General features: G+C 49.9%; 15 protein-coding genes. 14 read left to right on the forward strand and 1 reads right to left on the reverse strand.

Features of this window, described 5'->3' with window-relative positions; all coding sequences use genetic code 11:
* Positions 1-238 precede the first annotated feature (238 nt).
* From DFR60_RS23745 to DFR60_RS23810, 14 genes are all read left to right on the forward strand, one after another.
* Positions 239-1,510 carry an ABC transporter substrate-binding protein gene (locus tag DFR60_RS23745; RefSeq protein ID WP_110325110.1) on the forward strand — a complete coding sequence of 424 codons (1,272 nt, stop codon included), beginning with the start codon at positions 239-241 and terminating at the stop codon, positions 1,508-1,510.
* The gene (locus DFR60_RS23750) at positions 1,510-4,860 is read left to right on the forward strand and encodes a response regulator (protein WP_432764127.1); all 3,351 of its coding nucleotides are present in this window, start codon (positions 1,510-1,512) and stop codon (positions 4,858-4,860) included. Before DFR60_RS23745 ends, DFR60_RS23750 begins: the two co-directional genes overlap by 1 nt.
* A 2-nt stretch (positions 4,861-4,862) precedes the next feature.
* On the forward strand, positions 4,863-6,584 hold the full coding sequence (locus DFR60_RS23755) for a methyl-accepting chemotaxis protein (RefSeq protein WP_243005167.1): 1,722 nt from the start codon (positions 4,863-4,865) through the stop codon (positions 6,582-6,584).
* Between the two features lie 32 nt (positions 6,585-6,616).
* Positions 6,617-6,799: a VOC family protein gene (locus DFR60_RS23760; RefSeq protein WP_110325112.1), complete on the forward strand. Its 183-nt coding sequence runs from the start codon at positions 6,617-6,619 to the stop codon at positions 6,797-6,799.
* 65 nt (positions 6,800-6,864) lie between these two features.
* Positions 6,865-7,338 carry a GNAT family N-acetyltransferase gene (locus DFR60_RS23765; RefSeq protein ID WP_110325113.1) on the forward strand — a complete coding sequence of 158 codons (474 nt, stop codon included), beginning with the start codon at positions 6,865-6,867 and terminating at the stop codon, positions 7,336-7,338.
* 83 nt (positions 7,339-7,421) lie between these two features.
* Positions 7,422-7,964: a helix-turn-helix domain-containing protein gene (locus tag DFR60_RS23770; RefSeq protein WP_110325114.1), complete on the forward strand. Its 543-nt coding sequence runs from the start codon at positions 7,422-7,424 to the stop codon at positions 7,962-7,964.
* A 157-nt stretch (positions 7,965-8,121) separates the two neighbouring features.
* The gene (locus tag DFR60_RS23775; protein ID WP_110325115.1) at positions 8,122-8,325 is read left to right on the forward strand and encodes a PLDc N-terminal domain-containing protein; all 204 of its coding nucleotides are present in this window, start codon (positions 8,122-8,124) and stop codon (positions 8,323-8,325) included.
* Complete coding sequence (locus DFR60_RS23780; RefSeq protein WP_110325116.1) at positions 8,322-9,239, forward strand: ABC transporter ATP-binding protein; 918 nt, start codon at positions 8,322-8,324, stop codon at positions 9,237-9,239. Before DFR60_RS23775 ends, DFR60_RS23780 begins: the two co-directional genes overlap by 4 nt.
* A complete protein-coding gene (locus DFR60_RS23785; RefSeq protein ID WP_110325117.1) occupies positions 9,236-9,997 on the forward strand; it encodes an ABC transporter permease in 762 nt (253 codons plus the stop codon). The genes DFR60_RS23780 and DFR60_RS23785 overlap by 4 nt, the downstream gene beginning before the upstream one ends.
* A gap of 207 nt (positions 9,998-10,204) precedes the next feature.
* Positions 10,205-10,432, forward strand: a complete 228-nt coding sequence (locus DFR60_RS23790; protein WP_110325118.1) for a hypothetical protein — start codon at positions 10,205-10,207, stop codon at positions 10,430-10,432.
* A gap of 398 nt (positions 10,433-10,830) precedes the next feature.
* A complete protein-coding gene (locus DFR60_RS23795; protein WP_110325119.1) occupies positions 10,831-12,180 on the forward strand; it encodes an ABC transporter substrate-binding protein in 1,350 nt (449 codons plus the stop codon).
* Between the two features lie 73 nt (positions 12,181-12,253).
* Positions 12,254-13,162, forward strand: a complete 909-nt coding sequence (locus tag DFR60_RS23800) for a carbohydrate ABC transporter permease (protein ID WP_002601259.1) — start codon at positions 12,254-12,256, stop codon at positions 13,160-13,162.
* On the forward strand, positions 13,152-13,997 hold the full coding sequence (locus tag DFR60_RS23805) for a carbohydrate ABC transporter permease (RefSeq protein WP_110325120.1): 846 nt from the start codon (positions 13,152-13,154) through the stop codon (positions 13,995-13,997). The genes DFR60_RS23800 and DFR60_RS23805 overlap by 11 nt, the downstream gene beginning before the upstream one ends.
* A 33-nt stretch (positions 13,998-14,030) precedes the next feature.
* A complete protein-coding gene (locus DFR60_RS23810; protein ID WP_110325121.1) occupies positions 14,031-14,960 on the forward strand; it encodes a nucleoside hydrolase in 930 nt (309 codons plus the stop codon).
* 142 nt (positions 14,961-15,102) lie between these two features.
* Here DFR60_RS23810 and DFR60_RS23815 read toward each other — a convergent pair whose 3' ends face one another.
* Positions 15,103-16,500 carry a condensation domain-containing protein gene (locus tag DFR60_RS23815; RefSeq protein ID WP_110325122.1) on the reverse strand — a complete coding sequence of 466 codons (1,398 nt, stop codon included), beginning with the start codon at positions 16,498-16,500 and terminating at the stop codon, positions 15,103-15,105.
* Positions 16,501-16,510: the final 10 nt, after the last annotated feature.

Consider the following 16,510-nt stretch of genomic DNA (forward strand, 5'->3'; position numbering starts at 1 on the left):
AGACTATACTTAAAAACAAAGCAACACCGCTGTGAAACCCTTATAGAATAGGGCTTCCAGCGGTGTTTGAATTTTTTTACTGTCAAAGACGGGATTATACCATGAGCTTATGAAACGGTACAGTACCGTTTAAAAGGATAGATTCGATTGCACTCGAAGTCAGGTTGTGGTAAACTCCAATTAGTATGTGAACAGAGATGGAAATACCATGTATTGCAAAAGACAGGAGAGAACTGTAATGTCAAGAAAAATCCCGGCACTGTTTCTTTTTCTTACCCTTACGATATCGGCCCTCACAGGCTGCGGCGGTAAGAACAGAGTGGTGAATGAAGATACCCTGAATAGCGGGGAGATTGTGACAATCACCTTTTTTGGAAACAAATATGAGCCCGACAATGTAATCGTGATCGAACAGATTATGTCAGAATTCATGATCGAAAATCCCAATATCCGCGTTTCCTATGAGAGTCTGAAGGGAACCGCATATTTTGACGCCCTTGAGAAACGCATGGAGAGCGGAAAGGGGGACGATATATTTATGGTGAACCACGACAGCCTGCTGAAGCTGGAAGAGAAGGGACAGCTGGCGGATTTGTCGGGCCTCTCCACGCTGCCTGATTTTACGGACGAGATGAGACGCCAGATGGGAGACGGAAGGATTACCTGGGTCCCTACGACGGTGTCCGTCTTCGGCCTTTACTGTAATCTGGATTTATTGAAGGAACATAAACAGCAGGTTCCCGGTACACTGAAAGAATGGGAAGCCGTCTGCGACTATTTTGTCAACAGAGGAATAACTCCGGTTATTGCTAACAATGACATTTCCCTGAAGACACTGGCGATTGGCCGGGGATTCTATCAGGTATACCAGGATAAGCGCCAGACGGAGGTGCTGGAACGTCTTAACAGCGGTGATGAGAAGCTGAGCGAATATCTGACGGATGGATTTTCAACTGTAGAATCGTTTATCAGCAGGGGGTATCTGGACGCGGATAAGGCGCTGAAGACCCAAAAGACCTCCGACGATCTGAAGGAATTTATTCTGGGCGAATCTCCGTTTATGCTGACCGGAGCCTGGGCAGCGGGGCGGGTGGACCGTATGAATCCAGACTTCCAGTTTGAGGTGGCGCCGCTGCCGATTCTCGACGATGGCAGTATGCTGGTGATCAATCCCGATACACGTCTGAGCGTAAATTCCGACAGCGAACATTTTGACGCGGCCATGAAGTTTGTGGAGTATTTCACGAAAGCTGAAAATATACAGAGGTTTGCCGATCAGCAGTCTTCCTTCAGTCCGCTAAAGGGAGGGAACCCCTCCAGCGTTATGGAGATCCAGCCTCTGATTTCCTGTTATGAATCGGGGCGGACGGTGATTGGAACCGATGATTTTCTGAAGCTGCCCATATGGGATCTGACGGCGGAAGCTTCCCAAAAGCTGCTGGCAGGGGAAAGCCTTAAATCTACCATGAGCTGGCTGGATCAGCAGGCTCAGGAAAGGATTGTACCATGATGAAGCAACAGGCCGGAAAGGCCAGGATAAAAATTGCTCTGGTAGCGTTACTCGTCAGCGTGACGATTGCGTTGATCAGTATCCTTTTTGTGAGTTCGGTGAGGGAACAGCTCTGGCAGCAGTCCATCGGCACCATTCGGGAGAGTACCCAGCAGGGAATTAATACGCTGCGGGTCCAGCTGCAGGAAGAATACAGGGTTATGGAGTCACTCAGGGATTATCTGAAACAATACGACGCTGGTCAGACGAAAGAACTGGACGGGCTGATCAGCAGTTACAGCCGCATGGACAACGGGATTGTATTATATCTGGAAGACGGTACCATATTTCCGTCCGGTAATTCCGGTGATACGGTGGCAGCAGAATTTCTGGCCTCAGCTTCTGAGGAAAAGGGGATCATTGATCCTCACATCTGCAGCGGTACAGGAGTCAATGAATTTAACCTGTATATAAAAGTGATCCTGCAGGATGGAACAGCGGGATACCTTTTGAAATCGTACGAAGTGGGAGAGATTGTGGACAGCTTCACCGTCTCGTTTTATCAGGGCGCCGGTTTTTCCTACGTGGTGGACACCAGTGGAGATGTGCTGATTCGTCCGCCGCATCCGGGCAGCAACAAGACGGTGCAGAACCTGTTTGACATGCTTCCGGACTCTCAGAATGATTCCGCAAGACTGGAACAGTTTGCACAGTCTCTGATTGATAAAAGGACGGGATGGGCTACCTTCACGTATCAGGATGAGGACACCGTATTCTGTTATATTCCATTGGGGCTGAATTCTGACTGGTATCTGATCTCGATTATTCCGCAGAACGTTGTTGAGGCGCAGACGAACCAGATCTTAATCCGCACATTTCTTCTGATTGCGGTTATCCTGACCGGACTGGCCATACTGGTGATCGTCTACTTGCGGTACGTCAAACAGATGAACCGAAAACTGAGAGGGCAGGCCAGCTACATTGTGCATCTCTACAATGCAATACCGGAAGGAATCGCTCTCATAACCGTAGAGGCCCCATTCCAACTGCTTCAGCTGAACCAGGAGGGGCTGCGTCTGCTTAATTTCCCGGAGGAGGCATCTAACAGCTCGCCCAATGGAATGAAAATCATGGAATTTATCCATCCGGAGGATTATCCGATGATTGTGAACATCTTCCGGGAGGCGGCCGAAGGCGGTCAGAAGCAAACTTTTGAGAACCGTGTCATGAGGGAAGACGGAAGCTTTTTCTGGTCGGCGGGGCTGGTGGAAAAAACGCTGAATGAAGACGGAACCCCGATCCTTATAGCCACTTTCCACGACATTACACTGGAGAAGCTGGCGGCGGAAGAGGCGGAGCGGGAGAAACTGCAGGAGCGTCGGATGCTGATCAGTGCGGTTTCCAACGTGTTCCCGGTCATTATCAGTCTGAATTTAACCTGTGATACGCTTAAGTTCATCTATGTACTGCCGGGGCTCATGGCTGACCTGGGAGAACAGGAATCCTTCAGCAGACTGTACCAGGACTTTCTGGCTTGCGTGCATCCGGACTTTCAGGATGAATTCAGAAAGCGTCTGGCACCGGAGAGCCTTAAAAAGGCCCTGGGAATCCAGAGACAGGAGGTATTCCTGGAGGCCAGGCTTATGCTGTCGGATGGTCAGTATCACTGGACTTCCACACAGATTATATACGTGGAAAACCCGTATTCCAGCGATCAGCTCGCCATCCTGTTATCACGCCGGATTGACGAACAGAAGCACGAGGAGGAACAGCAACGGCAGGCTCTTCAGAGCGCTCTGGAGAGTGCAAAGGCGGCCAGTGTGGCTAAGAGCCAGTTCCTGTCTAATATGAGCCACGATATCAGGACACCAATGAACGCCATTGTTGGGATGACGGCGATCGCTGCTTCCCACATGGAGGACCATGATCGGGTGCGGGAATGTTTAAGAAAGATTAATCTGTCAAGTCAGCATTTGTTAAGCCTGATTAATGATATCCTGGATATGTCAAAGATTGAGAGCGGTAAGATATCCCTTCGGGAGGAACCGTTTAACTTTGCGGATCTGGTGGCTGAGGTTACGGAGCTGATACGCCCGCAGGCCGATGCGGATCATCTTCGCATGGACATCAGTCTGCTGGAGTTAAAGGATGAGATGGTGATCGGTGATCCGCTTCGAATCCGCCAGATCTATTTCAATATTTTGAGCAATGCAGTTAAATATACGCTGGAGGGCGGCATCAGTGTCCATGTATACCAGAAAAGCAGCGGACGCGGGGAGCATCAGAATTACGTGTTTGAGTGTATAGATACCGGACTGGGCATGAGCCCGGAATTCCTGGATAAGCTTTTTCTCCCGTTTGAACGGGTACAGGATTCCACACACAGCAAGGCCACCGGAACCGGTCTCGGCATGGCCATCACAAAGAATATCGTAGATATGATGAGCGGCGATATTCAGGTGAAGAGCGAGCTGGGGAAGGGCTCTACCTTTACCGTGACCCTGCCGCTGCGGCTGCAGAACGCTCCTCAGGAGGAGATTCCAGGAGAATGGCTCGGCATCCACTGTCTGATCACGGACGACGATATGCAGACCTGTAAAAATGTCACGGAGCTTCTCGAGGATATCGGACTGCGTGCGGAGTTTACGACGGAAGGCATGAGGGCGGTAAGCCTGGCGGCCCAGGCCATGGACAGCATGGATCCGTTCGAGTTGATGATTATCGACTGGAAGATGCCGGATATCGACGGGGTGGAGATTACGAGGCGGATTCGGAAGATTGCCGGGAATGAGGTGCCGATCATTATTCTGACCGCCTACGACTGGTCCGATATCGAGGACGAGGCCCGGGAGGCGGGCGTGACGGCATTTCTGGCGAAGCCGTTCTACCGTTCCAAGATCTGCTACCTCTTAAGGGAGCTGGAGGAAGAGAAAAATCCTGTCGAATACAAGGAGATGGGAGCCAGCCGCGATTTTCAGGGCAAACGGGTTCTGCTGGCTGAGGACAATCTGTTGAACCGGGAGATTGCCCATACTCTGATTGAGGAGATGGGAGCTGAGGTGGACGACGCTTGTGACGGAGGAGAAGCGGTCCAGAAGGTAATCGGTTCAGAAGAAGGATACTACAGTCTGATTTTGATGGATGTTCAGATGCCGGTCATGAATGGCTACGAGGCGACGAAAGCCATACGGAATCTGGAGCGGCAGGACGCAAAACAGATTCCCATTGTGGCCATGACGGCCAATGCATTCGAGGACGACCGACAGGAAGCGCTTCGCGCAGGCATGAATGATCATTTTTCCAAACCGATCGATGTGAATGCGCTGGAGAAGCTGCTGGAACAGTATCTGTCGGGAGCGGGAGAGAGTTAGGAATGATGATATGGAGGATGGGGGCATTGAAGGATTTAAAGGTATCAAAGAAGTTGACGATCTCATATGCGATCATACTTACCCTGCTTATAATGAGCTGTGTGGTGAGTATTGTCGATTTCATCAGACTGGGCGGGCAGATAGAGACTTTCTATGACGGGCCGTTTACTGTAAATGACAGTGCAAGTGTTATAAATTCAAACTTTGAACGGATGCAGAAGTCTGTTTACCGTTCGATATCAAATACGGATTCCGAAATTGTAAAAGAAGCGATCACAGATGCCAGGAATTCCGCTGCAACCATACAGGAACAGCTTCCTGTTGTGAAAGCGCATTACATGGGCGATCAGCAGATCATCGACCGGCTGGATGCAGCACTGGCAAAGCTGGCGCCCATGAGGGAACACGTTCTTACGCTTGCTTTGGAGAATCAGAAGGCCGAGGCGGCGGATTATATGGAGCATAATAATATTCTCGCGATTCAGGAGGCACAGGTGGAACTGAACAGCCTGATTGAGAGTGGGAAGAGTAAAGGCGTGAATCTGGTATCGGGGCTGAGGGAGAAGCAGGCGATGGCTGTATTTACCGTGGTCATCCTGGGGGGCATCAGCGTAGCGGTATGCGTTGTATTTGGCGTTTACATAACGCGAGGGATCACTCAGCCGGTCACAGAACTGGAGCAGGCGGCGCGCGCCATGGCCAAAGGAGAGTTTTCGGCGGTCCGCGTTGCATATGATTCCAGGGATGAACTGGGAAGCCTCGCCGGAGATATCCGCAGCATGGTGAAGACTCTGACAGATGTCATTCAGAATGAAACCTATATTCTGAATGAGATGGCGGAGGGGAATTTCAGTGTGCACAGCGAAAGAGATGAGTATTATATCGGAGAATTTGAGCAGCTGATGCGCTCCATGAAAAAGATTAACCGCGGATTAAGTAAGCTCCTGCTTCAGATCAGCCGGTCGGCAGACAACGTGGCGGCCGGTTCGGAACAGGTATCCTCCGGTTCACAGAATCTGGCGCAGGGAACCACGGAGCAGGCCGCTTCCGTAGAGGAACTGACCGGCATGATGAGCGAGATATCGGATCAGGCATACCGGAATTCCAGGGACGCACGGGAGGCCAGTGAAAAAGCGCAGATGGTCAAAGAAAATGCAACCGAAAGCAGCCGCTCCATGCAGGAGATGGTGAAGGCCATGGCGGAGATCAGCGGCAAATCCGACGAAATCAGGAAGATCGTTAAGACGATTGAGGATTTTTCCTTTCAGACCAACATCCTGGCATTGAACGCGGCGGTGGAAGCCGCGCGTGCAGGAGACCGCGGCAAAGGTTTTTCCGTGGTGGCAAATGAGGTGCGGAGTCTGGCAAACCAGTCGTCCGCCGCTTCTAAGAGCACTGCGGCCCTGATTCAGAGTTCCCTTCAGGCTGTAGAAAACGGCCGGAAGATCGCAAATGAGACGGACAATGCGCTGTCGGAGGTGGTAAGCGGGATTGACAACGTGTCGGAGCTGCTTTTCCATATAACGGACGCGTCATCAAAACAGTTTGACGCGAACCGGCAGGTCACGGAGAATATCAATCTGATCTCCGAGGTGGTTCAGACGAATTCCGCCACGGCGGAAGAGTGCGCCGCCGCAAGCGAAGAACTGGCTTCCCAGGCGCAGCTCTTAAAGGAACTGGTCAGTCATTTCAAGTTGGCGGATCTGGCGGAAAGCAGCGTGTAGAATTTAAGTAAATACAACTGGAGAGGTGAAAAATGAAACCGAAAATTGACCACATCCATGTAACCGTTGGGGATATCAAACGGGCGGAGGCATTTTATGATCAGCTGCTGCAGATTCTTGGATTTGATCTGTCCCTGAAGGAGCATGACACGGTGCCGGAACATGAATATCAGATTGTCGAGTGCCCCGGTGTTATGAGGAATACTGTACTGTAAATTTTGCAAGAACGAAGTATTTCTACTGATGGACAGGCGGAAGACGCAGGCAGGTGAGGTCAAATATGGAGTATATAATACGGAAAATGAAACAATCGGAATATCCATTGCTGGAAGATTTTTTATATGAGGCGATATTTGTGCCGGAAGGCATGACGCCGCCTGCAAGATCGATCCTTCAGACGCCGGAGCTGCAGGTCTACACTGCGGATTTTGGAAGTCAGACGGCGGATCAGGCGCTGGCGGCAGAGGCGGACGGAAAACTTGTGGGGGCCGTATGGGTGCGGATCATGAATGACTACGGCCATTTCGATGACAGCACGCCGTCACTTGCGATATCCCTCTATGGGCCGTACCGTGGGCTCGGCATAGGAACCCGGCTGATGAAGGCCATGCTTAAACATTTAAAAGAGAGCGGGGTCAGCCGTGTCTCCCTCTCTGTACAGAAGGCCAACTATGCAGCGGCTCTGTATCTCCGTCTTGGGTTTCAGATTGTGGCTGAACATGCGGAGGAGTACCTTATGGTATGTGAACTGTAGAAATTTTAGTTGGATACTATGCAGCATTGACTTTTTATTATCACAGTGATAATATTCTTGTAAGCAATGCGAGGAGGTGCAGAATGGATCAGAAAATAATGGATTGCTTCGCCAATCCGATTAAATGTAAGCTGCTGCTGGAGATATACGCTTCCGGTCAGACGACCGCAAAGCGTTTGTCGGAGCTGTACAGCGATATTCCGCAGGCAACGCTGTATCGCTATTTGAAGCGGATGACAGACGAAGGGATCTTAAAAATCGTGGGAGAGAATCCGATCAGGGGAACTGTGGAGAAGACCTACGCCCTGGCTGTCCCCTTAGGTGAAGGGATAGAGGATATCGTAAGCTCCAATTCAGGGGAGGCGTTTATGCTGCTCTTTATGAACTACATGCTGGGACTCGTCAAGCAGTTTCAGGAGTACTGCAAACGTCCGGATATCGATATCATGAAAGACCATCCAGCCTTTACCATGGCTCCTGTCTATGCGACCAATGAAGAACTGGAAGCTGCGGTCGGAGAATTCGCGCGAATCATCGAGCCGCTGCATCATAACCCGCCGGCTCCGGGCAGAAAGCTGAGAACCATCGGCCTTATTGTGACGCCACCTGAGACATATAATGAGTAAATCAGAGACGGCTCTTTCCGGAAACACCGCATCATGCTGACAGCAGAGATGCGGAAATTATTGGAAGAGCCGTTCTATTGACTTATTGTTATCAATATGATAATATTACAAAAGTGATGATAGTATCATGATGATATAGAACAATGGAGGATTTAGAATGGATGTACTTATGGCTAACTTACCGCTATTTATCCCGCTTATCATAGCCGAGGTGATCCTCGCAGTCACGGCGCTCATTCATGTGTTACGCCATCCGCATTACCGGTTTGGAAATAAAATCATGTGGGCTTTGATCGTGCTTTTCATTCAGGTGATCGGACCAATCGCGTATTTCGTCCTGGGAAGAGGGGAGGAAGAATGAATATTCTTACGATAGAGGATCTGTCTAAAAGCTTCGGAGGACAGAAGGTGATCGATCGTCTGGAGCTTTCCGTGCCGGAAGGGGCCGTATTTGGATTTATCGGCCAAAATGGGGCGGGAAAGACGACGACCATGAAAATGGTATTGGGCCTTTTGAAAGCCGACAGCGGGAATATTACCGTCTGCGGGGAGCCGGTGAAGTATGGAGGGACAGCGGCCAACCGCCATATCGGCTATCTGCCGGATGTCCCGGAGTTTTACCCGTACATGAACGCCGTCGAATACCTGGCGCTCTGCGGCGAGATTTCGGGGCTTCCAAAGGAAGAGACGAAAAACAGGAGCCATGAACTCCTGAACCTTGTGGGACTGGAGGGCGTGAAGAAACGGATCGGCGGTTATTCACGCGGTATGAAACAGCGTCTCGGTATCGCGCAGGCGCTGCTGTCACAGCCGCACCTGCTGATCTGTGACGAGCCGACAAGTGCCCTCGATCCCGTAGGGCGGAAGGAGATACTGGATATTCTGATGAAGATAAAAGGCACCACGACGGTAATTTTCTCGACGCATATCCTGTCGGATGTCGAGCGGATCTGTGACCGTGTCGCCGTATTGCACAGGGGCGGCATTGCAGTCAGCGGAACGCTTCCCGAGATCAGGGCGCTGCATGGGCGGGACAGCCTGCTGCTGGAGTTTTCCGGCAGTGATGATATCCATACATTTGCGGCCAATGAGCAGATCGTTCCCCTGCTGGAACACACGGAGATGAAAGAAAGGGAAATGATTCTGCATGGAACGGACATGGACCGGATTCAGCATCGCGTTATTGCGGCACTGGCAGAGACGGAGATTTGTCCGCTCAAAATGGAGCTTATGGAGCCGACACTTGAAAATTTATTCCTGGAGGTGGTGAAATGAGTGGAATGGCCGCGTTTACGAGAAAAGAACTGGTGGAAAATGTCCGCACCTACCGTCTGTTTCTGATGTTAGCCCTGTTCTTTTTCTTTGGAGTATCGAGTCCTTTGCTGGCGAAATTTACTCCTCTTCTCATTGAAACATTTGCAGTAAATATGGAGATAACGATGACGGAACCAGGCGCGGCGGACGCGTGGATGCAGTTCTATAAAAATGTGTCATCTCTCGGCCTGAGCCTGATGATCATTCTGTTCAGCAGCAGCCTGTCCGGAGAATACGCAAAGGGCACGCTGACGATCATGTTCACGAAGGGTCTGTCCCGAAGGGCGGTTGTGCTTTCAAAATTTATTTCCTCCGCGGTGATTATGACGGTGAGCTACTGGCTCAGTTTTGCTGTTGCCTGGGCATATACCGCATATCTGTGGCCGGGCGAGGGCTTTAACCACCTTCTGCTGTCAGCCTTTGTGGTGTGGCTCACCGCGCTGCTGTACTTATGTATTCTTATGCTGGGCTGTGTGATGTTCCGTCAGGCCTTCACCGCCATACTGTTTCTGCTGGTGTTCACCGTCGTGATGGGACTTTTGAGCATGACGCCGCTGCTGGAAGGCGTCAGCCCATCTTTTCTTGTCTTGAAAAATGTAGATCTGCTCACCGGAGAAGCGGCAGCTTCCCAGTTTATACTTCCTGGGATTCTTACCGTAATTTTGTCGGCGGTGCTGCTGATCCTGTCCGTTATGGTGTTTAACAGAAAAACGTTATGAAAGTCCGGCGGGGAGAGTCAAAGCAAGATTTGCCCTGACATCATACCGCTTGCTTTCCGAGATCAGAAAGGCATCAATCAGATGCTCAAGTGTCATTGAACATTGCAGCCCAAAATGGATGAAATATTCAATACTTTGGCCCGTGTTTAAAATTTCCCTCTTCTGCCAATACTTGTTAATAACAACTGGTGAAAGTGAGGAAAAGGTATGAGCAGGCGCTATCATGTGTATTCCCTGTCAGACCCCTCGAAGGCACAGCGAATTGTCGGCGAGATCGGAAAAATGGACGGGGTAAAGAAGGTGGACATTTCTGAGGACTTAAGAGAGATGGACATCGACGCGGATTCCGCGGAGTTCAGCGCGGTCATGGACCGGGTGGTGAACATCTGCAATAAGGTTTCTTATGGATGCGAAGTGAAATATAAGTTCTCATGAGCAGACGGTGAGCGGCGGAGAGGAGAAGAAATCCTCTCCGCCGTTTCTGTGTGGAAAAGGAAATTACCAATACCTTATAAATCAAAGTTGGAAAGTATTACCTCATCCATACCTGTGCACTATGTATTAAACTGTAACAGTTCAGACGGCGGGAAAAGAGGGCACTTCAATTGCATAATTAAAATAATTAAACAAAAATTCAGTGCTTTTCATGAAGCAATTAAAATGTATCCGGCAGCCCGCAGGGTAAAAGGGAGAGTACAGCGAGAAAAACACCAGAAAGATTGTAAAATTTAGTAAAATCATATTGACAAAACTTAATTCTTAGTGTATATTTTAAATATAATTTAATTGTTAATTAAATAAAAATTCAATAGTGTTTAACAAGGAGGAGAATCGTGAAAAGGAAATTAACAGCAGTTCTTACAGTTGCCCTGGCAGCGGGGATCATGGTAACGGGGTGTGGCAGTTCTAATTCAGGAACGGAGACAAAGGAAAGCGCAGCGACTACGGCGGGAGATACCACTGCAGCAGGAGATACTAAAGCAGCAGGAGACACTGCCACAGAGGCGGCTAAGAGCGGAGAGGTAACCACCATTCGTTTCTACGGATCCGATTCTGAGTACAACCAGAACATCGTGGCGGGCTTCCAGACAGAGAACCCGGATATCAAGGTTGAGATCGTACCGGTAGACTTCGATAACGCGGAGCAGATCATCAAGACAGGTATCGCTTCCGGTGATCCGGTCGACGTAAGCTTCTTCTGGGGCAGCCAGATCAATGCATTTACAGATGACAACATGGCATACGACATAACTCCATACTTAACAGAAAACAACAATGAGTGGAAAGATACATTTGTTCCGGCATACATAGACGCAGGCATGGTTGACGGTAAGTACTACGCCGTAAGCTATCAGCCGGTTATCGAGACCATTTTCTATAACAAGGATTTATTTACTCAGTATAATGTAGAGATTCCAAAGACATGGGACGAATTTGTAGAAGCATGTAAAGTGTTCAAGGACAACGGCGTATACGGTGTAGGCAACTGGAACGGCCAGAACCATCAGCTGCTTCAGTTCGCATACCAGTATATGGCCAATGACGGAACGCTGGAAGAATACGTGGCAGGCAAAGGCGACTTTACCCAGTGTGAAGGCTTGAAGAAATGTCTCGAGAACTGGAAATCCGTTTATGATGCAGGCTACTGGTATCCGGGCGAGGGCGCTTTAACCTCCACCAAGGACCAGACACAGGCAGCCTGGTATCAGGGCAAGGTAGCCATGATGTTTGACGCAGGCTCCAACGCAGGCGAATACACAAAGAACAGCGAATTTGAAGTTGGAATCCTTCCTTTCCCATATGTAGCAGAAGGCGGTAAGTACGCACTCAATACTGTGACAAACGCACTGTTCATTCCAGCCAATGCAAAGCATCCGGAGGAAGCGGTCCGTTTCATGAAGTACTATACCAGCGACGCAGGCATCGAAGAGATCATTAAGAGCGGAAGACTGCCAGCTACCATTTCCATGCAGGACAAGGTGGACAGCGAAATCTTAAAAGATCTTCTTGCTACCACGGTAGGCGACAATGTAGTCGGGTACAAGCAGATGCAGGGACTTTCTTCCGAGATCAATTCCTTCCTTCAGAATGATATGGTCGGCATGGTCTGCACAGGAACCAGTGTAGAAGACACACTGGAGCAGCTGGAAGATTTAAAGCAGGCAACCGTGAAAGGCGAATAAGGAAAGCAGTAAATACGCGCTGATAAGGGAGTGCTGACAGCGCTCCCTTTTTCCTTACATTGAGGTATAGAGTATGCAGAAATCAAAGAGAAAAATGAGCAATATCGAGAAAAAATATATGGTTGCAGGCTTTGCATTCCTGACGCCTGCTATTGTGATCTATCTTATATTTGCCGTCATCCCGTTTTTTGACAGTTTCATTCTGTCATTTCAGGAGTGGAGCGGTTTTGGACCGAGAACGTTTCTTGGTTTGAAGAATTATTTTTCCGCGTTCCGCGATAAAACGTTCCTCCTGGCCATCAGGAACAGCGTTTATCTCGGTGTGGCATCGGCGTTTTTCAGCGTGATCATAGGTGTTCTTATGGCATGGCTGCTTCTTTATGTAGGGAAAAAATGGGGCGGCTTCTTCCGGACCATCCTCTTTTCGCCCAGCATGATTCCGGCTGTCATCACGGCTCTTATCTTTGCGTTCGTCTATGAGCCGGAGATCGGTATTTTAAATAATATCCTGGGTACTCTCGGCCTGGAGAATTTACAGCATGCGTGGCTGACCAACAAGGGGACGGCGCTCAACTGTATTCTGTTTGTATCGGCCTGGAAGCAGGTGGGACTTACCATGGTACTCTGTTTCGCAGGCATGCAGGGAATCGACAACTCCTTAATCGAGTCTGCAAGACTGGATGGGGCGACGGATTTCCAGATCTTTAAGAAGATTATTCTGCCGCTTATCATGGCGTTTGTCCAGCTTTCCACAATATTTGCAGTCATGAGCGGTCTTAAGATTTACGATACCGTAGTAGCACTCACCAATGGCGGACCGGCCAAGTCAACGACCGTTATGCCGTTATGGATTCTTCAAAACTCGTTCTCATTTAACAATTACGGTTATGGTTCCGCCATGAGTATGATTTTTGTTGTCATTGTTTTAATCGGCATGGTTGTGGTCAAGAAGCTGGTAAGAGGAGGTAACTATGAGCGATAGAATGTTCGGCATGAATAAATGGATGAAGGTGCTTGCCTATACTGTTCTGGGCATTTATACGGTCGTGGTTGCCTACCCGATTTTATTCATGTTTTTTACATCATTTAAATCAAATAAAGAGTTCTTCGTAAACCTGTTCGGCCTTCCGCAGAACGTGGAGATCATGAACTACGCCAAGGCGTGGAGTGTGGGAAAACTGGGTACCTATTTTGGAAACAGTGTAGTGGTCACCGGAGTTTCCGTAGCGGTTACCACGATTGTTTCACTGCTTGGCGGATATGCGCTGGCGAAGTTATACATACCGAAGGCAAACCTGATCATGGATGCATTTATGGTATTCAACTTTATCCCCGGCATTGCGATCTATATCTCCCTCTATTCAATGATGAGCAAGATGCATCTGACGGGTGGAAGAATCAGTCTGATTCTGCCTTATATTGCATGGCAGATTCCATTTTCCATGTATATCATTAAACAGTACTTTGAGACCATACCCGAGGAACTGATCGAGAGCGGGCGAATCGACGGCTGTACGGAATTCGAGGCGTTTTTCCATATTATGCTTCCGCTGGTGAAGCCGGCGATTGCGACCATCATCGTATTCACCTTTATCGGAAACTGGGGCGAACTGATGTGGGCCAACATTACGACGGCCTCCAACGCGCTGATTAAGACACTTCCCGTCGGTCTTCTGAATTTCAAGACGGAGATGGGCGTTGAATGGGGACAGTACACCGCGGGAATCTGCATGGTCACCCTTCCCCTGATGCTGGTATTCGGGTATTTCCAGAAATACTTTGTGTCAGGACTTACGAATGGCGCGGTAAAGGGATAGTTTAACTATAAAAAATGATGAGAGGGAACGCGAATGAGATATACAGATTATAAGTTTCACGTACCGGAAGAAAAGATTGTAAGGCTGATCGTGAATACCGATGCTAAGAACGAGGCGGACGACCAGTTTGCGATCGTCCAGGCGCTGCTAAGCCCGAAATTTGAAAATGCAGGCATGATTGCGGCTCATTATGGAACGAGACATGAGGATTCCATGGAGCGGAGCTTTAAAGAGCTGGAGGTTATCTTCGACAAGATGCATTTCCCAAAGGAAAACATGATTTTCCACGGCGCGCCTCATGCAATTCCCGACAAGACGACTCCGGTTGTGAGTGAAGGGGCGGAGCTGATTGTCAGAGAAGCCATGAAGGACGACGACCGTCCGCTGTTCGCAATCTTCTTAGGCCCGCTTACGGACCTGGCGAGCGCTCTTCTCATGGAGCCGAAGATTGCTTCCCGGATGACGGCTATCTGGATCGGCGGCGGAAGGTATCCGGCTGGCGGCCCGGAGTTTAACCTGGGTAATGACATTAATGCGGCCAATGTGGTGTTCCAGAGTAAAATGGAGATCTGGCAGGTTCCGAAGAACGTTTATGAGATGATGCCGCTGTCACTGGCAGAACTGGAATATAAGGTAGCTCCGTACGGGGAAATCGGAGAGTACCTTCTGCAGCAGCTGGACGAACACGCGCAGGAGGAGGGGCCGAGAAACAGCGCCTTCCGCACCGGGGAGACGTGGGTCGTCGGGGACAGCCCGGCCGTTGGCCTGCTCTTATATGAGCACAGATTTGAGTTTGACTGGGTCGAAGCGCCGCTGGTGACGGAAGATATGGCCTATGTTCATACGAAATTGAACAGACCGATCCGGATTTACCATTCCATCGACAGCAGGCTGATCCTGGATGACTTCTTTGCGAAGCTGGCACTGTTTCATGCCAAGCATCCGGAAGGATTCAGCAGTTGAATTGATGCTGCGGAAAGAAGTGAATCTGTCATAAAATAAGATAGGAGCTTTCAAGTCTGCCATGGCAGCGGCTTGAAAGCTCCTTTTGTTATTTTGAAGATACCAAATTACCCAAAGAGCAGAGTGAACCCTGAAAGAGAAATCAGAGGCGTGCCAGCAGTTCCATCAATTCTCCGGTATGAAGCGTCTCTTGTTGCGTTCCAAGTGTAAGGATCTTAGAAAGCACCTCGTAAAAACGAGTGATATCTGCCCGATCCAGCTCTGCCGTCTGATATTTGAAATAAAAATCCAAACCGCGGTTCTGAGGCGCCTGCATCACCGTTAAGTAAAGCTTCTGAATATCCGCCCTGCTTGAGAACCACTCGATGTTCAGCGGGATGTGTTTTAAAAATGGGTTGGGAGAGGAGAGAGGAAGGGGCTGACACGTCAATGCGGCTCCTTCATAGGTGGTAAGCGGCGGCATTCCGAAGGTATTGGCAAACAGCGCATTTACCTGTTCAGGATCGAAGTCGGCGTGGCGGTATATGCCGTTTTGATAAGCCTTTATTTGCCGTATACCGTCCAGAAAAGTGGCTTCCGGCAAAACCACGGTCCTGCAGGGATAGCAGTGAATCCGGCAGCCGCCGCAGGTACGGCTCTGCCTGGAAGAGCGGCGGGATACGTAATTGCGGAGGCTGATGTCCGGTTCTCCGTCATTGGCAAAGGACAGCGCAGTGCGCATGGCCATGAGCAGCAGATTAGCCATGGACACGGAATGTTTCCGGCAGTATGCTTCCAGCCGGGCAGCCTCCTTTTTCGGCAGAGTGAACTTCTCCATATCGCCATCCATGGGCTGTATGATCCGGTCGGCAGCGCGCAGGCCGGGAAGGCCGTGGCTGATCCGGCTCTTCATCAGTTTCCGGGAACCGCCGATATCTGTGTAGATGGGCTCGCCTGCAGACAGCAGCTGCCTCCAGAAGGCGCTGTCTCTTTCCCTGCGCTGCGGATCCTGTTCCCTGCGTAAATCTGACCGCAGAACCTCTTCATAACACGCCGGGCTGTCTGGGGGCGGTGATCCGTAAAGATAGTGGCAGTACAGCTGGAACGTATCATTCATCATGAAAATTAATCCGCAGGAATCCATGATGCGGTGATCGATACAGAGGTAAAGGCCGTTCCAGCCGCCCGGAAGGGATACCATGACAAAACGCAGGAGGGGGGAATCTGCTTCGTCAAAGCCAAGAGTGCTCCAGTGATTCATCAGAGCCTTAATTTCCGTGGCGCTTTTATCCTTTAAGTTTTCATATGTAATGTCAGGGGAAGTCTCCGGAACAATATACTGCCGGATTCCACCGTCTCTGTGCGGCGGCGTGAACTGGACCCGCAGGCAATCAAGACGCCGGACTTCTTCTTTCAGGCATTTTTCTAACAGGGAAAAGTCTACGGGAGCATGTAAGGAAACGCACACTCCGATGGTTAAAATCTGGGCTGTGCCGAATTCTTCAAGGGCCTGCTGGAGCATGCGCTGGGAAGAGGTGAGGGGAAAAAGGGTATGAGTCATGGGGCCACGC

Source organism: Hungatella effluvii (assembly GCF_003201875.1).
GTDB classification, from domain to species: Bacteria; Bacillota; Clostridia; order Lachnospirales; family Lachnospiraceae; genus Hungatella; species Hungatella effluvii.